Raw genomic sequence first — 22,797 nt, 5'->3', positions numbered from 1 at the left:
GCACAGTGCCGGACTCACCCCGCCTCCCGTCGCACAGAGAGGACAGCCTTCCAGTGAATACCCAGCGCGTCCTCAACGGACGGTACGAACTCGGTGAGCTGATTGGCCGCGGCGGCATGGCAGACGTCCACCGCGGCGTTGATACGCGGCTCGGCAGGACAGTGGCCATCAAGCTGCTGCGCCCGGATCTTGCCCGGGATCCGCAGTTCCAGGCACGGTTCAAGCGCGAAGCCCAGGCCGTGGCAGCCTTGAACCATCCTTCGATTGTTGCCATTTACGACACCGGTGACCACGCGGTGCCCGGCGGCCCCGAGGACACCGTCCGCGTGCCGTACATCGTGATGGAATTCGTGTCCGGGAAGACCCTGAGGGATCTGATCCGCGCGAAGGAAGTCAGCATTGACCATGCCATCGACTTCACCCTGGGCGTGCTCTCGGCCCTCGAGTACAGCCACCGGGCAGGAATCGTCCACCGGGATATCAAGCCCGCGAATGTGATGTTCTGCGAAGACTCGGACACCATCAAGGTCATGGATTTCGGGATTGCCCGGGCCATGGCTGATTCGTCCGCCACCATGACCCAGACCCAGGCCGTGGTGGGCACCGCCCAGTACCTGTCACCGGAACAGGCCCGCGGCGAAACCGTGGACGCCCGCAGCGACCTGTACTCAGCGGCCTGCCTGCTGTATGAAATGCTGACGGGGCGGCCCCCCTTTGTTGGCGATAGTCCCGTTTCCGTCGCCTACCAGCACGTCCGTGAGATTCCGGGACTGGCCAGCAGCCTCAACCCCGAGGTATCAGAGGCCCTGGACAGCGTGCTGGTCAAGGCCCTCCAAAAGAACCGGGCCGACCGTTTCCAGGACGCGGCCGCGTTCCAGCGGGCCCTCCGGGCGGCACGCAATGGCGTCTCCGTGCCGGACGCGGCGGCGGGCGAGGAACCGACGGACGCCAACAACCCGGCCGCGGAGCGGACGGCGCAGGCCGCCCCCTACGCGCTGACGGGCGCTGCGTTCCTTGACGATTCGCCCAGCGGCCGGCTCCGGCCGCTCAATGACACACTCGGCGACGACCAGGCGATTCCCGCCCAGGTTTACGAACCTTCCGAATCCAACGATCTTCCGCTCGGCTTCCCGCCCGAACGTGAGCGGACCCCGCGGCAGAAGTCCCGCCGTCGGACGTGGATTGCCACCTTGGTCATTTTCACCCTGCTGGTCCTGGCCGGCGGCGGCCTCTGGCTGTACAACATGATGAACCAGCCGCCGCCTCCCGTGGCGAAGGTCGACGTGCCCGCCGTATCGGCGCTCACCGAATCCGAGGCGCTGCAACGGCTGTACAACGCGAGGCTGAGCCCTCAGATCAACAGGCTGCCGCACGACACCATCACCAAGGGAACGGCCATCGGCACGGTGCCGGCAGCCGGTACAGCGATGGAACCCGAATCGAAAATAACCCTGAACATCTCCGACGGCCCCAGCGCCGTCAAAATCCCGGCTGACCTGCCGGGACGCACGGAAGCTGCTGCCCGGGACGTCCTGCGGCAGATTGGCCTAGCGGGCGCCCCCGGCACCACTATGGCGAACAGCGCCACGGTGCCGGCGGGAATCGTGATCACCACCAAACCTGCTCCGGGCGAAACCGTCGCCGTCGGAACCACCGTGGAAATCGTGGTGTCCACCGGCAAGGTGGCCATGCCCGAACTCCGCGGCCTGCCCAGAGCGGAAGCAGAGACGGCACTCAAGAACCTTGGCCTGGGGATCGACGTGAAGGAAGTCGAGAACTCCGAAGTCGAACCCGGCAAGGTGACAGATCAGAGCGACGCGGTCAATGCGCTGGTGGAGCAGGGGAAGACCATCAGCATTGTGGTTGCCAAGGCGCCGGCGCCCAAGCCCACACCGACCCCCACGCCTACGCCTACCGAGACCGGCCGCAACCGCGACTAGGGGCCGCGCCCCGACTTCCGGGCCCCGGCTGTCAGTTGGATGCCGTCAGGGGAGGCCATAAGTCCTGGTGCCGTTAGTGCTGGATGAGCGGGCTCAGTTTGGCGGCCCGCTCCGCTGCACCGGTCATGCCGAGGGATTCCAGCCAGTTCCCCAGCATCTGGTATCCGCCCTCGGTGAGGACCGACTCCGGATGGAACTGCACGCCGCAGAGCGGTGCCGTCCGGTGCTGCAGGCCCATGATCACGCCGTTCGCTGTCTGCGCGGTGATCTCGAGGACGTCGGGGATGGTTTCGCGGACAGCAGCCAGGGAGTGGTAGCGCGTGGCCGTGACAGGGGAGGGGAGTCCGGCGAAAACGCTGGCTCCTTCATGCTCCACGAGGGATGTCTTCCCGTGCATCAGTTCCGGGGCATGCGTCACCGTGGCGCCGTAGGCCTCAGCCAGCGCCTGGTGCCCCAGGCAGACGCCGAACATCGGCTTGCTGTGGCTGCCGCACCATTTGATCAGGTCGATGCAGACGCCTGCCTCCGCGGGGGTGCCGGGACCGGGAGAGATGAGGACGCCGTCGCGCGCGTCCGCCATCTCTATTGCCTCGGCGAGGGTGACGTCGTCGTTGCGGACCACCGTCGTCTCGGCGCCGAGCTCCTGGAGGTATCCCACCAGGGTGTAAACAAAGCTGTCGTAGTTGTCTACGACCAGGATCTTGGTGGCGCTCATTGTCGAGTTACTAAACCAATCGTTGAGTCGGTGAACTGGGTGAACTGTGACATCCAGGGGAAGAGGAACTGAACCATCAATACCAGCACGCCGGCAAGCAGCACCAGCGCCGTGGCAATCCTGACCCATAGCGGTCCCGGCAAGTGGCGGAAAATCCATCCATACATGGGTCAGCCCTTCCCGAGTGCCTTGGCCACCTGGGCCGCGATTTCTGCCGGCGGTCCCGCCGACGCCGGCTGCCAGTGCTCCAGCAGGGAATACGCGATGATGCGCTCCTGCGAACCGAAGCGGGGATTGCAGCTGGTCATGGTGAGGTAGGCCTCCGTGGGCTTGGCTGCGGGCTGGGTGGGCACCGGAAGCAGCACGTCAGTGGCCGACGGAAGCACGATCTGGTTGTTGCGGAAGACGTATACATAGAATCCGTCCCGGGTCTGGACATAGATCTTGTCGCCGGGCACGAGGGTGTGGATATTGTCCAGGACGGCCCCGTGCGTCTGGCGGTGGCCGGCCACGGCGAAGTTTCCGGTGGCCCCGGGCATCGCCGTGTCGCTGTAGTGGCCAAGGCCCAGCGTGTCCAGGACGTCCGTTGAAGTTCCCTGCACGATGGGCCGGGTGTAGTCCGCCCCGAAGCGGGGGATGTACATGATGCCGATGGTTTGGCCGTGTCCCGGCGCTTCGGCAACCTTCGGCGGACCGTAATCGGCGGGGGCGGATGCCGCCGGGCCGGGCGACTCCGCCGGGGCAGGGGAACCACCCAGTTCCTGTGCGAAGTTCTTGATGGTCTCGCTCTGCTTGGCATCGGATTCCACATTGGTCCACCACAGCTGCCAGGCGACGAACAGAAGGAGGACGACTCCCACCGTAATCAGCAGCTCGCCCACGATCTGGATCAGTGTCCGGAGAACTCCGACGCCGCGCGCCGGCGCGGCAGCGGTCGTCTCCTTCTCCAGCAACACCACGTGGTCTCCTCAATCGGCGGCATGGGCTGGCGCGGGTGTGTTCTGAACTACAGCTAGAATTGGCTGCTAGTAAGAATTCAGACCTGACCCAAGGCGCCAACCCCGCCGGCATGTTCCTTCCTGCAGGATATCAAGCCGGAGGCCCCGCCCTTGATTCAGCCCGACGAGGAGGACCCGTGCCCGAGTCAAAGCCACGAAAGAAGACCGCCGCCGCGGACAGGCCGGCTTCTGCATCGCAGGCATACAAGCCCAACGCGGTGTGGTTCAAGCCCGTCATGTTTGGCCTGATGATCATCGGGCTGCTGTGGATCATCACCTTCTACATCAGCGAGGGCGCACTCCCTGTCAGGGCGTGGGAATCCTGGAACATCGTTGCCGGATTCGGTATCGCCATTGCGGGGTTCCTGATGACCACCCGCTGGCGTTCCTAGCCACAGATTTTCCCGGTCTCGTATCTGACCCCACGAAACCTGCGTCACAAAAAAGTCGGACCGGCATGTGTGCCGGTCCGACTTTTTTGTTGCCTGCGCCTACTTCAGTGCAGGGTTGACCACGTGGATCGCCAAGTCCGTGCCGGCGTCGGAGGTTACGGAAATCTCCACGCCGTGACCTGCAACCTTGACGCTCCCGTAGGGGTTGTCGGCGCTGTAGTAGGCCATCGGATCGCTGTCCTTGAAGACGCTGATCGCGGCGCTGCTGACGGCGCAGGCGTCAAGGTAGCTGAATGACGAACTGCGCTTGGTGCCGGTCTGCACTTCCTTCGCGATGCAGAGCGGATCCGTGTCCTCCAGGCCGAACGTTGCGTCGAACGGCTGGCGGCTGTTGCCGGGCATGGTGCCGTCGGACCACTTCAACGGCGCGGGCCTGGCATCCACCGGCAGGGCCGAGCCGGCACCGGGGTGGGCCGAAACGTTGTTGTCCGCGTAGGAGTCGTCGATGTACCAGACCAGCATGCCGTTCTGGTACTTGAAGAAATCGACCCAGTTCGGTTTCGTGATGCTGTGGGTGAAGGCATAGGGCCCTTCCGCCAGCGTTGCGTCGTAGCCCACGTACTCACGGTTCTCCACGAGGTAGTACTGCTCGGTGGTCTGCGTCACCGAGCCGCTGCTGAGCTGCCACTGGCCGCCGGCAGTCCACGTCCCTGCACCGGACTCGACGTCGTCACTGAGGATCACGGTCTTGCCCGCCGAGATCTTCACGTCGTCAATGAAGGCACCCGGGTTATGGACGCCGCCGTCGGTCTGGTACCTGAAGCGGAACAGCGATTCGAGGCCGCCAGCGTCGTAGGAGTAACGCACCTGCCCCCACGCGGCCGCTCCGCTGAGCGCACGCCCGGCGGATTTCCAGGTTTTGCCGCCGTCAGTGGAATATTCGCCGTAGAGGAAATCGTAGTTCGCCTCGATGTCGTACCAGGCGTTCGCCGTGACGGTCACCCTCGACTGTGCCGGGACGGCATGGGTCAAGGATTCGTTGAGGCCGTCCGCACTTCCCGTCCACCACGCGTTGCTCCCCGAGGAGGGAACGGTGTATTTGGTGGTGGTGGTCTTGTCCGGCAGGTTGACCTTGACGGCCTGGTCCGTGCCGTCGGCCTGAAGCTGGGACGGGTTCAGGACGAAGTCACCTGTGGTTCCCAGTTCCACCTCGCTGTGGTCCAGCCAGCCGAGGAAGAGCTTCTCCTCCGGTCCCATCAGACCCGGGGTGGTGCCGATTCCCGCCCCGGCCGCCGCACCGTGGCCCAGCCAGGAACCGGAGCTCATGAGGGTCCAGAACGCCGTGCTGTTGGTTGCGGCGCCCGTGGTGTCATAGAAGTCCGGCAGTCCGAGGTCGTGTCCGAATTCGTGGGCGAAGACGCCGACCCCGCCGTTCTCAGGTTCCGTGGTGTAGTCGCCGAGCCAGTATTTCGAGGAACCGATCCGGGTTCCGCCGGAGAGGTTGCCTTCCGGTCCGGCGGAGCCGAACTGGTTGCCGTAGGCGTACCAGCGGTGGGACCAGATGGCATCCTCGCCCAGGGCCCCGCCGCCGCCTTCCTCACCTTCGCCGGCGTGGACCGCCTGGAAGTGGTCGATGTAGCCATCGGGCTCATCGAAATTGCCGTTGTTGTTGAAGTCGTAGCGGTCCCAGACATCGAACTGGGCAAGGTAAGCGTCAATTTCAGCCGGTGTCTTGCCGGCTGCCACCTGGGAATCCCACCAGGCATTGCCGGAGTCCCGCACAAACGCCCATGAACCGCCGGTATCTTCGGTGGCGTTGTCGCCGTAGAAGGATCCGTTGTTGGGCACCGTGACCCAGTCCGTCACGGTGTTGGTCACCGAGTACTTTTTGTTGGAAACGGCCTCGTAGTAGCCCTTCATCGATTCACCGCTGCCGTTGAAGAGTTCTTCGTAGTAGGCGGGGCTGAAATCCTTGGTCCAGAGCGTGGTGTTGTCCACGGCACGGTCCGGTTCGGCAATCGTGTTGTGCAGTGGGCCAGGTGCCGTTCCGAAACGGCCCGAGCCCTGGGTGCCGAACTCGGCGAGGACGGTGAAGATCTTGTCCTGCTTGGCCGTTTCGACCTCGGCGAACTTGTCCGGCGCCAGTTGAACCACGCCGTCGCCATTGGCTTTCGCCTGCCCCTTGGCAACCTTTTCAATGGCCGCCTTGCGCCGTTCCACGAGTTCCTTGGTCCGCGGTCCGGGGCGGTTGTCCTGCCGGACTGCCGCAGCGGGGCTGGTTGACCCGTCGTCGACAGGTGGTGCGGCTACGGCCGGGGCCTGGATGCTGAGCATCCCGAGAACGACCCCCGCCACGCCAGCCACGGCAATTTTGGTTTTCCTCACACGTACCTCCCAGTAATTTGTGATCAGAGCCACAGCATAATGTGAGAGTCGTCGTTCGGCTATGAATTTGCGCGAAGGCCGGGGCATGTCCGGCGCAGGTTGCTGAATATGCTGGACGCAGCACCCCCTCGCAGGAAAACCTAAGGAACCCACATGACCCCGGATGAACGCGGCACCATCGTCGGCAATGACGGCCTGGCCCGCCCGCCGTGGGCGGCCGTGGATGCGTTGCTCCAGGAGTACTACGACACCGAGTGGGGCATGCCCGTCCGCGACGAGCAGGGGCTGTTCGAGCGCATCAGCCTGGAGGCCTTCCAGGCCGGCCTGTCCTGGGCCACCATCCTGAGGAAGCGGCCCGCCTTCCGGTCCGCGTTCCACAACTTCCAGCCCGATGCGGTGGCCGCCTTCACCGACGACGACGTCGAGCGCCTCATGCTCGACGCCGGCATCGTCCGGAACCGGCTCAAAATCAGGGCGGCGATCACCAACGCCCGGGCAACCATCGCGCTGCGGAATGAAGGCGGGCTGGTGGACTTCGTCTGGAGTTTCCAACCGGACGTGACTCCGAGTCCGCTCACACATGGCGAGATCCCCACAACATCGGCCGAGTCCATTGCCCTCTCCAAGGCCCTGCGCGCCAAAGGCTTTGCATTCGTGGGGCCGACCACGATGTACGCGCTCATGGAGGCGATCGGCATGATCGACACCCATCTTGTTGACAGCCATCGTCGCGGCTCGTCCGGCGTGTGGACTGACCGGGCCTGAACTTATCCCGGTCCTGTGGGGAAAGTTATCCACAATGTTGATAAGTCTCGCTAGTTTAGGCGAACGTTCCGCAGGCCATGGCCTGTGAGTGACCGGGACTCCGGACGAATCACAGGGCCGACAGTTATTAACAGTGTGGATTGCCTGTGGATAACCGGTTCCGGATGGTAAATCCCCAAGAATGCCGCGCTGGTCCTCCATCCACCCCGCCGGTTCGTGCAGTGAACCGCGGCGGGCAGGGCGGGCAACGAACCGATTTAACTTATCCACTTAAGAACAAGGCTATCCCCAGAAGTTATCCACAGGTGGGGATAACGCAGGGGATAAATCACAGATCTAAGGCCCAATCAGGCTCCAACGCGCCAATTTACATCCTGCGCCTCGGGCGTCAGGAGTTATTAACAGTGTGCATAACCTGTTGAAGAGGGCCCGGGCGGCGCTCAACCGGCTCGGGATCTGCCGTCTAAGAGCCAAATGTGGTGCACAGGAGGCCGGTTTCCCCCTGCGCGGCCTGGCACTTGCTGGCCGCATGCCCGATTCCGGGCCCTGAAGCACCTCACAGTTGCCCGGTCGCAGAGGACAAAGTTGTCCACTTAACCACAACCCCGCCGGTCCACGTTATCCACAGTTGTGGACAACGTGGACCACCCCTGTCGATAATCGCCAGCTGGCAAGGGCATCACCGGGGAAGGGGGATGAACTACAAGCATGTAAGTTACCAACAGTGTGGATAACCTCTGTGGAAAACTCTTGGAGAGGGCGAGGGTGCCGGCGCACGAGGTGGTTACGGTGCCCTCAGGCGGGGTGCAGATATTGGCAGGTAGGGTCCCCGCGGGGAGCGCCCGCAACACCACGTCACAGCCTGAAGTACCGCGGGCTGCGACAGAGAGAGCGCAGGCGCCGCGGAGGCAGGCGTGCTGGGGTGCTGAGGGGAGGAGGGTATGAAGGCGGGGCGTGTTTAGGCGCCGGCCATTCGCAGCCAGGTGGCGCCGGCGAGCAAAGCCAGCACCAGCACCAGGCCGGCCGACTGCCAGAGCCAGCGCTGCGGGCCACGGGGAACGTAGGCGATGGCTGCGGCGCAGGCAGCGCCCGTCACCAAACCGCCCAGGTGGGCCTGCCAGGCAATCTGCGGGACGATGAAGCCGATGACGCCGTTGATGGCGATCAGTACCCACAGTTGCTTTGTGTCACCGCCGCGGTGACGCTGGACCACCAGCATGGCGCCGAAGAGTCCAAAGATTGCGCCGGAGGCGCCCACGACTCCGGCGAGGGGCTGGCCCGGAGTGTAGGTCGGCGTCAGAAGGAGATAGCCGACCGATCCGCCGACGGCGGACAGCAAGTAGAGCGCCAGGAAGCGGATGCGCCCGAGGAGGGGTTCCAGCGCCTGGCCGAACATCCACAGCATGTACATGTTCAGCACGATGTGCAGGATGAAGCCTTGGGAGTGGAGGAACGCCGAGGTCAGCATGCGCCACGGTTCGAAGACCCCGTACTCGGGGGTGGCGTAGACCGTGGCGAAAGCGAAGTTCTGGTAAATCCCGTCGTTGGGGACTATCCACTGCAGTACAAAAACCAGCGCGCAGGCCGCGATGATCCCGAACGTCACCAGGGGCCGGCCGGCAACAGCGGTTCCGCCGTAAACGGTCCTGGCTGCCGGCGTCGTACGTTTTGTTTCGTTGACGCAGTCAATGCATTGGAATCCGACGGCGGCCGCCCGCTGGCATTCCGGGCATGCCGGGCGCCCGCAGCGCTGGCACCGGACATAGGAAGGCCTGTCCGGGTGCCTGGGGCACACCGGAATCTGCGCGGACGGCTCGGCCGCCGGAATTCCGTAACTCATGGGGTGTTAGAGCTGCTCGACGTCGATGCTGTTGATAACGACATCTTCGACCGGGCGGTCGCCCATGCCGGTGCGGACACCTTCGATGGCGTCAACGACCTTCTTGGACTCCTCATCGGCAACTTCGCCGAAGATGCTGTGCTTGCCCTGCAGCCAGTCGGTGGGGATGGTGGTGATGAAGAACTGCGAGCCGTTGGTGCCCTTGCCCATCTGGATGCCGGCGTTGGCCATGGCCAGCTTGTAGGGCTGGTTGAAGGTCAGCTCGGGGTGGATTTCGTCGTCGAACTTGTAGCCCGGTCCGCCCACGCCGCGGCCGAGGGGATCGCCGGCCTGGATCATGAAGTCCTTGATGATGCGGTGGAAGATGGTGCCGTTGTACAGGGGGGTGCCGGTCTTGTCCTCACCGGTTTCCGGGTGGGTCCAAGCCTGCTCGCCCGTGGCCAGGCCGACGAAGTTCTTGACCGTCTTGGGCGCGTGGTTGCCGAAGAGGTTGACGACGATGTCGCCGAGGCTGGTGTGGATGGTTGCTTTTGCAGTTGCGATGGCAGTCATAGGCCCATTGTTCCACGTCGGGCTATTGCACATCAGGCCTGCCGGGCAGTTCCGCGCTAGGTGAAATCGGCTGGAAATGGCCCTGATGAATAGCCGGTGCGGGGCAATCCACGTAGGCTAACAACAGAACCGTCACATTAATCGGGAGGTAGTTGTGAAGAAATCGGATCGTATTGCCCGTGACCTGGAGCAGTCAGTCAGCAGCGCGGTAGAGAACGCCAAGGATTGGGCAGCCCCCCGCGTTGAAGCAGCCGTCGACTGGGCGGTTCCCCGCCTGCAGCACGGTATTGACACCGCTTCCCCGAAGATCCAGGAGGGGCTCAAATCGGCAGCCCACAACCTGGCCGACGGCGTTGCCACCGTGACGCCGCGCATCCAGGACGGTCTCGCGCACCTTGCGCCGAAGATCCACGATGCCGTAGACGGCGCCACCCCGCGTCTGCACGAGGCGCTGGACAAGGCCGCCCCGGTGATCCTGAATGCCCGCGACCGCGTCGTAGTTGAATACCTTCCGCGGCTCTCGGACCAGATCGGCCACGCTTCGGAGGCCGTACACCGCACGCTGGAAAGCGCTCCCTCCCATGTGGATGCCGTAGCCCAGAGGCTTGCGGACTCCGGCGTTGTGCACTCCATTCAGGATCAGGCCCAGGCCGCAGGCCACCAACTCAAGGCTGCTGCCGCGGAGGCCACGCGCGTTGTTACCGGTGAGGTGGCCAAGCCGCAGAAGCCCAAGCACCGCGGACTGTTGATTTTCGGCGTCATCGCCGCAGCCGTCGCCGCCGGTGTGGCCGCGTGGAAGGCTTCCAAGCCCGTGGAGGATCCCTGGAAGACACCTGCTCCTGTGACGCCCGCGCCCGTTCCGGCCACAACCGTCAACGACGTGAGTGCCACGGCCGCCACCGCCGGTGAGAAGGCTGTTGACGCAGCTGACTCTGTTGCTGCAGCATCCGGCGACGCCGCTGCGAAGGCTGATGAAGCGGCCGAGGACGCCAAGGACCAGGCAGCCGCCGTTGCCACGGACGCCAAGACTGCCGTGAAGAACATCGCGTCCAGCATGAACAACGGTGCCGCAAAGCCCACCGACACGTAAAGCCCGGCCGCGCCGGCCGGTACAACAACGGAGGAGCCCCGCACGCAAAATGTGCGGGGCTCCTCCGTTGTTTCCCGTACCTTCACCCGCCGTCCCGGGCTGGGACGCCTAAGGGTGCTAAATTTGTGGTGATGTCACCCGATAGATCCGCCGAGGATGCCTCGCACGACGCTGCGCTTATGCCGGGCGTATCCATCGTCATACCGGCATATAACGAGGCCAGCGTCATCAGGCAGTGCCTTATTGCGGCCATCTACCAGTCGGTGCCGGCCACGGAGATCATTGTTGTGGACAACATGTCCAAGGACCGCACGGCCGACATCGTCAGCCAGATGCAGCAGGAATACCCTGAGAGCCCCATCATCCTGCTCACCCAGGACAGGTCCCAGGGCCTCATTCCCACCCGTAACTTCGGCCTCAACCACGCCACCGGCGACATACTGGGCCGGATCGACGCGGACTCCGTGGTGGAACCGGACTGGGTGGAACAGGTCCAGAAAGCCTTCCTTGATCCTTCCGTCCAGGCAGCCACCGGTCCGGTGGTGTACTACGACATGCCGATGCGCCGCTTCGGCCTGAAGGCCGATGACAAGATGCGCCAGCTGATGCTCAAGCTGGCCAAACACCAGTACCACTTCCTCTTTGGCTCGAACATGGCGCTGCGCCGCTCGGCTTGGGAAACCATCCGCGGAGAAACCTGCCGGGATGAGAAGGACGAGATGCACGAGGACATCGACCTGTCCCTGCACCTGGCCGACCATGACCTGCGTATCCAGTACTGGCCCCAGATGGTCTCCGGTATGTCCGCCCGCCGCCTCGAGGATTCTCCTCGCGACTACCGGTACTACGTCACCAGGTTCGACCGGACGTACAAGGCCCACAACGTCAAAAAGATGGCCCTCAAGGCACCGATGGTGGTGTTCTTCTCCGTCTACTTCCCGGCCAAACTCCTGCGCGCCATCCACACGGTCAGCTCCGCCCAGCCGGTGCGCCGCGGCGGCCAGTAGCGTCGGCCCGGCCCTTTCCGGGCCTCAGTCCGTGCCCAGCTCCGCCACCCGGGCCTCGCCGGGCCGTTCCGGCCTTCTGCGCCGCTGGCCTGCCACCACGACGGCGAGCCCGACCAGGATCAGCGCCAGGCCGGCGTAGGTGCCGCCCGGCAGGCTCTCATCCAGGAACACAGCCGCCAGCAGCGCGGCACCGGGAATCTCCAGCAGGATGATCATGGACACCAGCAGCGGGCTCATGGTGGCCAGCAAATGGTTGAACGCCGTGTGCCCCACCAGCTGCGCGCACACGGTGATGGCTACGATTCCCAGCCAGCCGGCTGCCTCGAAGCCCACCAGCGGCTGCCGGGAGATCAAGGCAAGGAGCGCCACCACGGCCGCGCACATGCCGTAGCAAAGCGTTGTGTAGGTGCCGGTGCCCATGGTCTCCCGAGCCTTGCCGCCCGCGAGGGTGTAGAGGCCCGCCAGGGCGCCGCCCGCCACCGCCAGGAGGTCTCCCAGCAAGGCGTCCGGGGAGGTGCCCATGTCGAAGCCGGTGATGGCCACGACGCCGCCGAAGGCCATTCCCAGGCCCACCAGAACCTGCCAGCGGTGCCGTACGCCCCGGAACAGCTGGAAGACCGCGATCCAGCCCGACTGGAGGCAGACAAGCGCTGTAGCCGCCGCTACCGAGGTGAGCTGGAGGGATGTGATGAAGCAGGCGAAGTGCAGTGCCAGGGCGACGGCGGCCAGGACCGCCCAGCGGAACTCGCGGGGCGTCACCCGGCCGAACTGCCGTGGATTGGTCACCAGGACCGGCGAGGCCATGACAGCGGCTCCAATGGCGTTGCGCCAGAAGGCGATGGCCAGGGCGCTGACAGAGGTGGCGCCCAGCGTAGCGGCAATGAGGGGACCGGAAGAGGCCACACCCAGGACCCCTAAAGCGGCGAGGAAGAAGTTCACCGTTCCAACACTAGTGGCCGGGACATGAGGGGCCGGGACGGCGCCTGACTGCCTGGCGGGCTGCCGGACTGCCGGACTGCCTGACTGCCTGGCGGGTGCCGGACTGCCGGACTGCCTGGCGGGCAAAGCAAAAGGCCCCGGACTGCGTTTCCGCATTCCGGGGCCTTTCTTATGGTGGAGGCACGGGGACTCGAACCCCGAACCCCCTGCTTGCAAAGCAGGTGCGCTACCAATTGCGCCATGCCCCCATAAGAAGCAACCCGTCAATCATACCCTAGTTCCGGAACGCTTCTGACCAGCGTCCGCACCAGGATCCGGACTATTCGACTGTGTCAGTCGAATCGCTCCAGACCGTTTTCCGGGCTTCGGATTCCTGCACTTTCTTGAAGAGCAGCGCGCCTGCGATAGCTACTGCAACAACCAGCAACTTCTTCACATGCACCCCGTTCCGGTTCGGTTTTACCCGAACCATTTTCAAAACCTGTGCAGGTTCCGTGGGCGTACCAGGACTTGAACCTGGGACCTCTTCGTTATCAGCGAAGCGCTCTAACCGCCTGAGCTATACGCCCCGATGCCTCATCGGGCCGAGACATGACTTTACAGCACATCCCGGCCCGATCTCAAATCGAGGCATTTCACCGGTGGATTTCCGGTGAAAATCCGCGGACTAATCGTCCGTGAGGGTCACGCCGATGCCACCCACGAGGGTGGCGGAAATGTTGTACAGCACGGCTGAGAGCATCGACAGTGCGGTCAGCAGGACCACGTTCACCACGGCGATGATGACCGCGAAGGAAGCGACCTGGCCCAGCGAGGCAACCTTCTTCAGTTCGAACCCGCCGCCTTCGGATCCGGCCAGCGTTCCGAGCAGGCTGTCCACCTGGTCGAAGATGCCCGTCAGGTCCAGCACGGTCCACAGGACGATGGCCGCAACGACTGTCACGATGCCCAGGGCTACGGACAGCAGGAAGGCCATCTTCAGCACGGACCAGGGGTCCACCTTGCTGACGAGGAGGCGCGCACGGCGGACCTTGGCCTTCGGGGCCGGTTTGACCAGGCCGGGGGCACCCTGAGCGGAGCCCTGGCCGGGTCGCTGACCGGGCACGCCGGGCCGCTGGCCCTGGGGGGCCTGGCCCGGAACACCGGGGCGCTGCCCCTGTGCCGGACGCTGGCCGGGGACCACCGGGCGCTGCGCCGGAGCACCCGGCGTCGACGGCCGCTGCTGGGGACGTACGGGGGCGTTCACGCGCGGAGCGGACGCCGGCTGCCTGATCCCGCCGGGAGTGTTGCTGTTCGGCTTGGGATATGAGTCGGAATTACTCACTCGTTACCTCCGGTATTTTCTTCGTCCAGCTCAGCGTCGTCCGATGACTCGTCGGATTCCACGGCCGGTGCTGAATCTGCCTCTGCGGACCCATCATGTGATCCGGCACCTTCAGCCAACGTTACGTCATCCCCGGCGGCTGCCGGGCTTTCAGCCGGGTTTTCCGGGTCGGTGGCTTCCGCCTCCTCGCCCTCCAGGCCGCGTTCACTGTTCCGCGCCACCTCGATGATGCGGTCGTTCTTGTCCGGCTTCGCGAAGATGACGCCCATGGTGTCGCGGCCCTTGGCAGGCACTCCGGCCACCGAGGAACGGACCACCTTTCCGCCTTCCATAACCACGAGGACTTCGTCCTCTTCCTGGACGATGAGGGCACCTACGAGGTGGCCCCGCTCTTCCTGGTATTTTCCAACCTTGATGCCGAGCCCGCCGCGGCCCTGGAGGCGGTATTCCTCCACCGCGGTCCGCTTGGCGTAGCCGCCCTCGGTGACGATGAAGACGAACGAGCCGTCCTTGACGACGTCAGCGGCCAGCAGTTCATCATCCTCGCGGAACTTCATGCCGGTCACGCCTGACGTGGCACGGCCCATGGGCCGCAGTGCATCGTCCGTGGCCGTGAAGCGGATGGACTGGCCCATTCGTGAAACCAGCATGAGGTCGTCAGTTTCCGAAACCAGCTGGGCGGAGACGAGTTCATCGCCGTCGCGCAGGTTGATGGCGATCACGCCGGCGGAGCGGTTGGTGTCGTAGTCCTCCAGGCGGGTCTTCTTGACGAGGCCCCGCTTGGTGGCCAGCACCAGGTAAGGAGCGTGCTGGTAGTCCCGGAGATCCAGGACCTGGGCAATGTGCTCATCCGGCTGGAAGGCCAGCAGGTTGGCCACATGCTGGCCCTTGGCGTCACGCCCCGCTTCCACGAGTTCGTAGGCCTTGGCCCGGTAGACGCGCCCCAGGTTGGTGAAGAACAGCAGCCAGTGGTGCGTCGTGGTGACGAAGAAATGCTCCACGACGTCGTCCCCACGCAGCTGGGCACCCTTGATCCCCTTGCCGCCGCGCTGCTGTGAGCGGTAGTTGTCACTGCGGGTGCGCTTGACGTAGCCGCCGCGCGTGATGGTGACCACCATTTCCTCTTCGGGGATCAGGTCCTCCATGGACATGTCACCGTCGAAGCCCATCAGGATCTTCGTGCGGCGGTCATCCCCGTGCTTGGCCACGATCTCGGAAAGTTCGGTGCTGATGATCTCCCGCTGCCGCTCCTCGGAGGCCAGGATCGAGTTGTACTCTGCGATCAGGGCTTCGAGTTCGGCGTGGCGGTCCTGGATCTTCTGGCGTTCCAGTGCTGCCAGCCTTCGGAGCTGCATGTCCAGGATGGCCCGTGCCTGCAGCTCATCGATGTCCAGCAACTGCATCAGGCCGTCCCTGGCAGCTTCGGTGGTGTTGGACGCACGGATCAAGGCAATGACCTCGTCCAGCATGTCCAGGGCCTTGAGGAGGGCGCGCAGGATGTGCGCTTCTTCCTCGGCCTTGCGCAGGCGGTACCGGGTCCGGCGGGCGATGACGTCCATCTGGTGGGCGACCCAGTGCCGGATGAAGGCATCGAGGCTCAACGTCCGCGGGACGCCGTCCACAATCGCCAGCATGTTGGCGGCGAAGTTGTCCTGCAGCTGGGTGTGCTTGTAGAGGTTGTTCAGCACTACCTTGGCCACGGCATCACGCTTGAGCACGATCACCAGCCGCTGCCCGGTGCGGCCCGAGGTCTCGTCACGGAGGTCGGCGATGCCGGAGATCTTCCCGTCCTTGACGAGTTCGGCGATCTTGATGGCCAGGTTGTCCGGGTTGGCCTGGTACGGCAGCTCCGTGACCACCAGGCAGGTGCGGCCCTGGAGTTCCTCAACATTCACCACGGCGCGCATCGTGATGGAGCCGCGGCCCGTACGGTAGGCGTCCTCGATGCCCTTGTGGCCCAGGATCGTGGCGCCGGTCGGGAAGTCCGGTCCCTTAATCCGGAGCAGGAGTTCTTCCAGCAGCTCTTCGCGGCTTGCCGTCGGGTTGGCCAGGTACCACTGCACGCCGTCGGCAACCTCGCGGAGGTTGTGCGGCGGAATGTTCGTGGCCATGCCGACGGCGATACCCGAGGAGCCGTTGACCAGCAGGTTGGGGAACCGGGCCGGCAGGATGGTGGGTTCCTGGTTCTTGCCGTCATAGTTGTCCTGGAAATCGACGGTTTCCTCGTCGATGTCCCGGACCATTTCCATGGCCAGCGGGGCCATCTTCGTTTCCGTGTACCGCGGTGCAGCCGCGCCATCGTTTCCCGGCGAACCGAAGTTCCCCTGCCCCAGCGCCAATGGGTAGCGCATGGTCCAGTCCTGGATCAGGCGGACCAGGGCATCGTAGATGGCTGTGTCGCCGTGCGGGTGGTACTGGCCCATGACCTCGCCCACCACACGGGCGCACTTGTTGAAGGAGCGGTCCGGGCGGTAGCCGCCGTCGAACATGGCGTAGAGAACGCGGCGGTGGACTGGCTTCAGGCCGTCGCGGACGTCCGGCAGCGCGCGGCCGACAATAACGGCCATGGCGTAGTCCAGGTAGGACCGCTGCATTTCCGTCTGCAGATCCACCTGCTCCACGCGGTCCACCAGCACATCGCCCTCCAGGACGGGCTCGACGGGTCCGGCGGAGTCCGCGGGAACCTCGGGTGTTTCGTCACTCATAGTCTATATTTTCCGTTTCAGGTATATGTCGCTTCAGGGATATTTAGGCTCTTGTGGAGCTCTAGATATCCAGGAACCGGACATCCTTGGCGTTCTGCTGAATGAAGTTTCGGCGTGATTCAACGTCCTCGCCCATCAGCACGGTGAAGATCTGGTCAGCCGCGAGGGCGTCGTCCATGGTGACCTGCAGGAGTGTGCGGTGGTCGGGGTCCATGGTGGTGTCCCACAGTTCCGTGTAGTCCATCTCGCCAAGGCCCTTGTAGCGCTGGATGCCGTTGTCCTTCGGGATGCGGCGCCCGGCGGCCTGGCCGGCAACAAGCCGGGCATCGCGTTCGCGGTCGCTGTAGACGTAGTCGTGCGGAGCATTGGACCACTTGATGCGGTACAGCGGCGGCTGGGCCAGGTATACGTATCCGTTTTCAATCAGCGGGCGCATGTACCGGAACAGCAGCGTCATCAGCAGCGTCGTGATGTGCTGCCCGTCAACGTCGGCATCGGCCATGAGGACGATTTTGTGGTACCGGAGCTTGCTCAGGTCGAAGTCCTCGCCAATACCCGTACCAAATGCCGTGATCATGGACTGGACCTCGTTGTTGCCGAGGGCCTTGTCCAGCCGTGCCCGTTCCACGTTCAGGATCTTGCCGCGCAGCGGGAGGATGGCCTGCGTTTCGGGGTTGCGGCCGCGCTTGGCGGAACCGCCGGCGGAGTCGCCCTCCACGATGTAGACCTCGCACTTCTCCGGGTCCTTGGACGAGCAGTCGGAGAGCTTGCCCGGCATGCCGAAGGACTCCAGCGGGCTCTTGCGGCGCGCGTTGTCGCGGGCCTTGCGGGCTGCCATCCGGGCCTGGGCTGCGGAAATCGCCTTGCGGATCACATCGCGTGCCGGACCGGGATTGCGCTCCAGCCAGTCACCCAGGCCGTCGGTGACCACGCGCTGGACGAAGCCCTTGACCTCGGAGTTGCCGAGTTTGGTCTTGGTCTGGCCTTCAAACTGCGGTTCCGCCAGCTTCACGGAAATGACGGCGGTGAGTCCTTCACGGATGTCATCACCGGTGAGGTTGTCATCCTTTTCCTTGATGATGTTCTTCTCGCGCGCGTAGCGGTTGATGAGCGACGTCATCGCGGCCCGGAAGCCCTCTTCGTGGGTGCCGCCCTCATGGGTGTTGATGGTGTTGGCATAGGTGTGGACGCTTTCAGAGTACGCATTGGTCCACTGCATCGCCATTTCCAGGGCGATCTTCCGTTCCTTGTCCTCGGTTTCGAAGGCGATGACGTCCTCGTGGACAACATCAACCTTCTTGCCGGAGTTAAGGTGCTTCACGTAGTCCAGCAGGCCGTCGTCGTACTGGTACACAACCGTGCGGAATTCGGCGGCCACTTCACCCTCGGTGGGAACGGCGTCGAGATCCAGGTCCTCGTCCTCCGAGCCTTCCTGGGCAACGCGGCGTTCGTCCGTCAGCGTGATGCGCAGGCCCTTGTTGAGGAACGCCATCTGCTGGAACCGGGCACGAAGCGTCTCGAAGTCGAATTCCGTGACCTCAAAAATGCTGGCGTCCGGGTAGAAGGTCTGGGTGGTCCCGGTCTGGTCTGTCTCTTCACCCTGGACCAGGCTGCCCTGGGGCTTGCCGCCGTCGGCGAAGGACATCCGCCAGACATGGCCCTGGCGCCGGACTTCGGTATCCACCCGGCTGGAGAGGGCATTCACCACTGAAATACCCACGCCGTGGAGGCCGCCGGAAACGGCATATCCGCCGCCGCCGAACTTTCCGCCGGCGTGCAGGATGGTCATTACAACCTCAACCGTGGGCTTGTGCTCGGTGGGGTGCATGTCCACCGGGATGCCGCGGCCGTCATCAACCACTTTGACGCCGCCGTCGGCCTGGAGAACAATCTCAATGTGGGTGCAGTAGCCTGCCAAGGCCTCATCCACGGAGTTGTCCACCACTTCATACACAAGGTGGTGGAGTCCGCGGGGTCCCGTGGACCCGATATACATGCCGGGACGTTTCCGAACAGCTTCCAGTCCTTCAAGGACGGTGATGTCGCTCGCACCGTATCCCTTGCGTTCGGCTGCCTCCGCCGGCGCATCAGTTGTACGGGCATCCTCAGCTGCGGGTTCCACTGCCGGGATATCTGCATTGTCGTTAGCCACAGGCGCTTTCGACTCCTCTGTATTCGTATGGCCGGCCGTCACCGTCTCCGATAGAAGAGGCTCCTGCCAACAGGCACGTCACTGATAACGCCGATTACTTCGTTGACTGGCGGAACCGTGCCCCGGCCGCAGGAAAAGCGCCGAAAAACGGACTCAGTCAACGTTTCACCGGCGCCCAGTTATCTACCCCGATTCTACCGTGCTGGAGAGCGTAATCCCGCATTCCAGGGCCGCAAACGCGCGGGAATATGGTGCTGACAGGCCATTGGCCCCGCCTGCAAGGCTCCAGGGGTACCGTCTCTGGGTTCCTATACGGCCCAGGGGCGTTAGAGCGCCCTACACGCCGTTTGGCCATTTTTCAAGGGTCGGGGACGGCGGCCGCGGAAATCCGGCGGGCCGCCACAGCCGGTTGCTATCCGTAAGTATCCCGGGGACCGCGGCCGTTGACTGTCCGTCCGCCCTTCCGCCAGCTAGGCGCCGCAGGCCCGAGGACCTGGATCTTGGTCACGACGCCTTCGCCCAGTTCGCTCCGGAATTTCTCGAGGAGACTGAAGCTGAGCAGGCGCAACTGGGTTGCCCACGCGGTGGAGTCGCACCGCACGTGGAGCGTGGTGTCGGTAAAGCTTTCCGGCGTGCAGTGTGCCGAAATTTCAGGGCCAACGAGCGTGCTCCACTCGGCCATCACGGATCCGACGGCAACCGGCGAAGTCCAGCCCCGTTCGGCCACGAGGCGTCCCACCACTTTCCCCAGGCCCAACGGGTCGCGGCCCGTGCCGTGGAACTGGGTGAATCCCCGTGTTCCGCCGGCGCTGCGTTCCGGCTTCTTGGCTCCGCCTCCGGGCAGCGGGGACTTGCGCCGGATTTCGCCGCGGGCAGCGGCAGCTTCGCGCATCCGGTTAAGCGCCGCCTGGGGCGCATCTATTTCGTCCGGATCGCGGCCCGGCTGCAGGCCGCCAGCATCCTTACTCATCGGGATTCCGACTCATCGATTCCTCCGGGGACCACCTTCACCCGCCGCCCGGCCAGTTCTTCCGGTATGTCGGCGTCGACGGCGGCGGTGACCAGCACCTGTTCGGCGCCGGATACTATTGCCGCCAGTTTACGCCGCCGCTGGACGTCGAGTTCGGCAAACACATCGTCGAGGATGAGGATCGGTGCGGACCCGCCTGTGCGGGCGTCATCGAGCATCACGTAGTAGGACGCCAGCCGCAGGGAGAGGCACATGGACCATGTTTCGCCGTGCGAGGCATACCCCTTGGCCGGCGCTTCGCCGAGGATGAGTTCGACGTCGTCCCGGTGCGGACCCACCAGGGAAACGCCCCGTTCCAGTTCCTTGCGCCGGGAGGCCGCAAAAGCCTGCACATAGCGTTCGGTCAGGTCCTCAACGGACAGTTCCCGGAGGTCTTCGACGCGTTCGACGGCGGCGGGTTCCGCGGCGAAACCCGGGCTGGCGCCGTCGTCGTCCATCATGTCCTGGAGCGTGGACCGGTAGATCGCGTCCGCTTCCTTGGACCCGTCGGTCAACTGCGCGTAAGCCTCTCTCAGGTGGGGCCGGATTCTTTCCACCAGTTCCAGCCGGGCGTGCAGCAGTTCGGCACCGGCCTTGGCCATGTGCTGGTCCCACACATCCAGGGTTGCCTCGTGCCCGGCAGTGAACTTACCGGTCCGGCCTGATTTGAGAAGGGCGTTGCGCTGCTTGAGCACACGATCATAATCAGTCCGCGTGGCGGAATGCCGCGGCATGAGGCTGACCAGCAACTCGTCCAGGAAACGCCGGCGGTTGGAGGGATCACCCTTCACCAGGGCAAGGTCCTCCGGCGCAAAAAGCACCGTCTGGCAGATGCCCAGGATGTCCCGGGCACGGACTGGGTTGCTGCGGTTGATGCGTCCGCGGTTGGCACGGCTTCCGTTGATTTCCAGTTCCAGCACAGTGGACTGCTCGCCCCGAACCAGCTTGGCCCGGATCAGTGCCCGTTCGGTACCAAAGCGCAGAAGCGGAGCATCCGAACTGACACGGTGTGAACTCAGCGTGGCCAGGTACCCGATGGCCTCCATGAGGTTGGTCTTGCCGATGCCGTTGTACCCCACGAGGACCGTCACTCCGGGTTCGAAGGAGAGGTCCACCTGGGCATAGCTGCGAAAATCGGTCAGCGAAAGCTTTTCTAGGTACACGCCGTCTTCAGGATTCCCGGACTGCTCGGACTGCTCGGACTGCTGCTACTTGGCCGGGCGGGTGGCATGCCCGCCGAACTGGTGCCGCAGGGCGGACACCATCTTCATGGCCGGGGAATTGTCCTCGCGGGAGGAGAAACGCGCAAACAGCGCAGCTGTAATGGCCGGGGCAGGAACGGCGTTGGCGATTGCCTCCTCAACGGTCCAGCGGCCTTCCCCGGAATCCTCGACGTAGTCATCGATCGAGGCCAGGCCCGGGTCCTCGTCCAGTGCCTTCACCATAAGGTCCAGCAGCCAGGAGCGGACAACGGTCCCCTTCTGCCAGGCGCGGAAGGTTCCCGGCAGGTCGGTCACGATGTCCTTGGCGGCCAGCAGCTCATAGCCTTCCGCGTAGGCCTGCATCAGCCCGTACTCGATGCCGTTGTGCACCATCTTCGCGTAATGGCCTGCACCGATGCCGCCAACGTGGACGAAGCTGTCCGCGCGGTCGCCTTCGGGACGGAGCGCATCGAATGCGGGCATCGCCCGTTCGATGTCGGCGGCATCGCCGCCGGCCATCAGTCCGTAACCGTTTTGCAGGCCCCAGACTCCGCCGGACACACCGCAGTCAGCGAACCGGATGCCCTTCTCGGCCAGCGCGGCACCATGCTTCTGGTCTTCCGTGAAGCGGGAGTTGCCGCCGTCGATCACCAGGTCGCCGGCGTCGAGCTTGGAACCCAGTTCGGTGATCACCGCATCAGTGATTTCGCCGGCCGGAACCATGACCCAGACGACGCGCGGAGCCGGAACGACTGCGATGAGCTCGTCCACGGTGGCGACGTCCGTGACGTCAGGGTTGCGGTCGAAGCCCGTGACCTCAATGCCCCCCTTGCGCAGCCTCTCGCGCATGTTGAAACCCATTTTTCCAAGGCCGATCAGTCCGATGTGCACGGTAGGAACTCTTTTCTGCGCTGGTGTGGTGGAGGGGCTGCGATGGCGGGCCCAACGGGGTCGCATTAGATGTCGTTTTGGCTGCCCATAACGACATCAGCTGCTACCTAGTTGGGGAGGCGCACCGGCATGACCAGGTAACGGTAGTCGTCCTGGTCTTCGCCGTCGGCGTCGGCCTGTGCCGTGATCATGGCGGGCTTGGGTGCCGTGGTGAAGGAGAACCGGACGTACTTGGTTTCGATGACGCTGAGGCCTTCGATGAGGTAGTGCGGGTTGAACGCAACCGTGATCTCATCGCCGGTCAGCTGTGCTTCCAATTCTTCCGACGCCTGGGCGTCCTCGCCGGTGCCGGCGTCGAGGTGGAGCTGGCCTTCGGTGAACGCCAGCCGGACCGGGGTGTTGCGCTCGGCAACGAGGGAGACGCGCCGGACGGCTTCGACCAGTTCCTGGGTCTGGACAGTTGCGTGAATCGGTGTGGCATCCGGGAACAGCGAACGGATTTTGGGGTAGTCGCCGTCCACCAGCAGGGACGTGGTGGTGCGTCCGCCGCTTTCGAATCCGATCAGCCGGCTGTCATCGTCGGCGAGGGCGAGGTTGATGTCGCCGCTGTTGCCGAGAGTTTTGGCAACTTCGTTGAGGGTCTTGGCCTTGACCAGGGCGCTGGTGGAGATCCCGGGGGTAACGGGCTTCCACGGCACTTCGCGCATGGCCAGACGGTAGCGGTCCGTAGCGAGGAGGGTGATGAGATCGTCTTCGATCTCCATCCGAACGCCCGTGAGGATCGGAAGGGTGTCGTCCTTGCTGGCGGCGATGATCACCTGGGACACGGCCTGGGCGAAGGAGTCACCCGGAACTGTTCCGCTGATGGTGGGCAGCGCGGGCAGCGGCGGG

The 22,797-nt window shown here is 64.3% G+C and carries 20 protein-coding genes and 2 tRNA genes; 5 read left to right on the top strand and 17 right to left on the bottom strand.

Annotated elements, in window-relative coordinates:
- Window positions 1-53 precede the first annotated feature (53 nt).
- Window positions 54-1,940, top strand: a complete 1,887-nt coding sequence (gene pknB / locus BS38_RS0119630; protein ID WP_231511343.1) for a Stk1 family PASTA domain-containing Ser/Thr kinase — start codon at window positions 54-56, stop codon at window positions 1,938-1,940.
- A 73-nt stretch (window positions 1,941-2,013) separates the two neighbouring features.
- On the opposite strand, the gene BS38_RS0119625 is transcribed toward pknB, so the two are convergent.
- From BS38_RS0119625 to BS38_RS0119615, 3 genes are read right to left on the bottom strand one after another with little or no spacing between them, the layout of a single operon-like run.
- Window positions 2,014-2,655 carry an aminodeoxychorismate/anthranilate synthase component II gene (locus BS38_RS0119625; RefSeq protein ID WP_028272340.1) on the bottom strand — a complete coding sequence of 214 codons (642 nt, stop codon included), beginning with the start codon at window positions 2,653-2,655 and terminating at the stop codon, window positions 2,014-2,016.
- Window positions 2,652-2,822 carry a hypothetical protein gene (locus BS38_RS27440; RefSeq protein WP_028272339.1) on the bottom strand — a complete coding sequence of 57 codons (171 nt, stop codon included), beginning with the start codon at window positions 2,820-2,822 and terminating at the stop codon, window positions 2,652-2,654. The genes BS38_RS0119625 and BS38_RS27440 overlap by 4 nt, the downstream gene beginning before the upstream one ends.
- A gap of 3 nt (window positions 2,823-2,825) precedes the next feature.
- Complete coding sequence (locus BS38_RS0119615) at window positions 2,826-3,614, bottom strand: class E sortase (protein ID WP_028272338.1); 789 nt, start codon at window positions 3,612-3,614, stop codon at window positions 2,826-2,828.
- 176 nt (window positions 3,615-3,790) lie between these two features.
- Here BS38_RS0119615 and BS38_RS0119610 point away from each other — a divergent pair, with 176 nt between their 5' ends.
- The gene (locus tag BS38_RS0119610; RefSeq protein ID WP_028272337.1) at window positions 3,791-4,045 is read left to right on the top strand and encodes a cell division protein CrgA; all 255 of its coding nucleotides are present in this window, start codon (window positions 3,791-3,793) and stop codon (window positions 4,043-4,045) included.
- Between the two features lie 99 nt (window positions 4,046-4,144).
- On the opposite strand, the gene BS38_RS0119605 is transcribed toward BS38_RS0119610, so the two are convergent.
- On the bottom strand, window positions 4,145-6,430 hold the full coding sequence (locus BS38_RS0119605) for an immune inhibitor A domain-containing protein (protein WP_028272336.1): 2,286 nt from the start codon (window positions 6,428-6,430) through the stop codon (window positions 4,145-4,147).
- Window positions 6,431-6,583: 153 nt separating this feature from the next.
- Here BS38_RS0119605 and BS38_RS0119600 point away from each other — a divergent pair, with 153 nt between their 5' ends.
- Window positions 6,584-7,195, top strand: coding sequence for a DNA-3-methyladenine glycosylase I (locus BS38_RS0119600; protein WP_028272335.1), 612 nt, complete (start codon window positions 6,584-6,586; stop codon window positions 7,193-7,195).
- A 958-nt stretch (window positions 7,196-8,153) separates the two neighbouring features.
- Here the strand turns inward: BS38_RS0119600 and BS38_RS0119595 are convergent.
- Together BS38_RS0119595 and BS38_RS0119590 are read right to left on the bottom strand one after the other, a co-directional pair.
- Window positions 8,154-9,035 carry a rhomboid family intramembrane serine protease gene (locus tag BS38_RS0119595; protein WP_028271894.1) on the bottom strand — a complete coding sequence of 294 codons (882 nt, stop codon included), beginning with the start codon at window positions 9,033-9,035 and terminating at the stop codon, window positions 8,154-8,156.
- 6 nt (window positions 9,036-9,041) lie between these two features.
- Window positions 9,042-9,587 carry a peptidylprolyl isomerase gene (locus BS38_RS0119590; protein ID WP_028271893.1) on the bottom strand — a complete coding sequence of 182 codons (546 nt, stop codon included), beginning with the start codon at window positions 9,585-9,587 and terminating at the stop codon, window positions 9,042-9,044.
- Between the two features lie 154 nt (window positions 9,588-9,741).
- On the opposite strand from BS38_RS0119590, the gene BS38_RS0119585 reads away from it, so the two are divergent.
- On the top strand, window positions 9,742-10,677 hold the full coding sequence (locus tag BS38_RS0119585) for a hypothetical protein (protein ID WP_028271892.1): 936 nt from the start codon (window positions 9,742-9,744) through the stop codon (window positions 10,675-10,677).
- A 131-nt stretch (window positions 10,678-10,808) separates the two neighbouring features.
- A complete protein-coding gene (locus BS38_RS0119580; protein ID WP_028271891.1) occupies window positions 10,809-11,684 on the top strand; it encodes a glycosyltransferase in 876 nt (291 codons plus the stop codon).
- A 24-nt stretch (window positions 11,685-11,708) separates the two neighbouring features.
- Here BS38_RS0119580 and BS38_RS0119575 read toward each other — a convergent pair whose 3' ends face one another.
- The 11 genes from BS38_RS0119575 to dnaN all read right to left on the bottom strand — a co-directional run.
- Complete coding sequence (locus BS38_RS0119575; RefSeq protein ID WP_028271890.1) at window positions 11,709-12,623, bottom strand: DMT family transporter; 915 nt, start codon at window positions 12,621-12,623, stop codon at window positions 11,709-11,711.
- Between the two features lie 172 nt (window positions 12,624-12,795).
- Window positions 12,796-12,871: transfer RNA gene (locus BS38_RS0119570), tRNA-Ala, on the bottom strand.
- A gap of 71 nt (window positions 12,872-12,942) precedes the next feature.
- On the bottom strand, window positions 12,943-13,095 hold the full coding sequence (locus BS38_RS27715; protein ID WP_231511296.1) for a DLW-39 family protein: 153 nt from the start codon (window positions 13,093-13,095) through the stop codon (window positions 12,943-12,945).
- Window positions 13,096-13,118: 23 nt separating this feature from the next.
- Window positions 13,119-13,192: transfer RNA gene (locus BS38_RS0119560), tRNA-Ile, on the bottom strand.
- A gap of 98 nt (window positions 13,193-13,290) precedes the next feature.
- Window positions 13,291-13,947 (bottom strand): DUF3566 domain-containing protein, encoded by a 657-nt coding sequence (locus BS38_RS0119555; protein WP_028271889.1) that lies wholly within the window; start codon window positions 13,945-13,947, stop codon window positions 13,291-13,293.
- Window positions 13,944-16,652 (bottom strand): DNA gyrase subunit A, encoded by a 2,709-nt coding sequence (gene gyrA, locus BS38_RS0119550; RefSeq protein WP_028271888.1) that lies wholly within the window; start codon window positions 16,650-16,652, stop codon window positions 13,944-13,946. Before gyrA ends, BS38_RS0119555 begins: the two co-directional genes overlap by 4 nt.
- Before the next feature lie 61 nt (window positions 16,653-16,713).
- Window positions 16,714-18,804, bottom strand: coding sequence for a DNA topoisomerase (ATP-hydrolyzing) subunit B (gene gyrB, locus BS38_RS0119545; protein WP_028271887.1), 2,091 nt, complete (start codon window positions 18,802-18,804; stop codon window positions 16,714-16,716).
- A gap of 412 nt (window positions 18,805-19,216) precedes the next feature.
- Window positions 19,217-19,774 (bottom strand): DUF721 domain-containing protein, encoded by a 558-nt coding sequence (locus tag BS38_RS0119540; RefSeq protein WP_028271886.1) that lies wholly within the window; start codon window positions 19,772-19,774, stop codon window positions 19,217-19,219.
- The gene (gene recF / locus BS38_RS0119535) at window positions 19,771-20,976 is read right to left on the bottom strand and encodes a DNA replication/repair protein RecF (protein WP_028271885.1); all 1,206 of its coding nucleotides are present in this window, start codon (window positions 20,974-20,976) and stop codon (window positions 19,771-19,773) included. The genes BS38_RS0119540 and recF overlap by 4 nt, the downstream gene beginning before the upstream one ends.
- Before the next feature lie 45 nt (window positions 20,977-21,021).
- On the bottom strand, window positions 21,022-21,972 hold the full coding sequence (gene gnd / locus BS38_RS0119530; RefSeq protein ID WP_156037165.1) for a phosphogluconate dehydrogenase (NAD(+)-dependent, decarboxylating): 951 nt from the start codon (window positions 21,970-21,972) through the stop codon (window positions 21,022-21,024).
- Window positions 21,973-22,013: 41 nt separating this feature from the next.
- Window positions 22,014-22,797 (bottom strand): DNA polymerase III subunit beta (dnaN, locus tag BS38_RS0119525; RefSeq protein WP_028272334.1); only part of this gene is annotated, 784 nt, incomplete at its 5' end.

Source organism: Arthrobacter sp. UNC362MFTsu5.1, assembly GCF_000685965.1.
GTDB lineage: Bacteria > Actinomycetota > Actinomycetes > Actinomycetales > Micrococcaceae > Arthrobacter.
The sequence above is the reverse complement of the archived record's forward strand: the minus strand, read 5'-3'. Positions and strand labels throughout refer to the sequence as shown.

Bases quoted from the DNA above. Each gene is read 5' to 3' on its own strand.
- BS38_RS0119625 (WP_028272340.1), bottom strand. From the start codon at position 2,655: ATGAGCGCCACCAAGATCCTGGTCGTAGACAACTACGACAGCTTTGTT.
- BS38_RS27440 (WP_028272339.1), bottom strand. From the start codon at position 2,822: ATGTATGGATGGATTTTCCGCCACTTGCCGGGACCGCTATGGGTCAGG.
- BS38_RS0119600 (WP_028272335.1), top strand. From the start codon at position 6,584: ATGACCCCGGATGAACGCGGCACCATCGTCGGCAATGACGGCCTGGCC.
- BS38_RS0119595 (WP_028271894.1), bottom strand. From the start codon at position 9,035: ATGAGTTACGGAATTCCGGCGGCCGAGCCGTCCGCGCAGATTCCGGTG.
- BS38_RS0119590 (WP_028271893.1), bottom strand. From the start codon at position 9,587: ATGACTGCCATCGCAACTGCAAAAGCAACCATCCACACCAGCCTCGGC.
- BS38_RS0119580 (WP_028271891.1), top strand. From the start codon at position 10,809: ATGTCACCCGATAGATCCGCCGAGGATGCCTCGCACGACGCTGCGCTT.
- BS38_RS27715 (WP_231511296.1), bottom strand. From the start codon at position 13,095: ATGGTTCGGGTAAAACCGAACCGGAACGGGGTGCATGTGAAGAAGTTG.
- gyrA (WP_028271888.1), bottom strand. From the start codon at position 16,652: ATGAGTGACGAAACACCCGAGGTTCCCGCGGACTCCGCCGGACCCGTC.
- BS38_RS0119540 (WP_028271886.1), bottom strand. From the start codon at position 19,774: ATGAGTAAGGATGCTGGCGGCCTGCAGCCGGGCCGCGATCCGGACGAA.
- gnd (WP_156037165.1), bottom strand. From the start codon at position 21,972: ATGCGACCCCGTTGGGCCCGCCATCGCAGCCCCTCCACCACACCAGCG.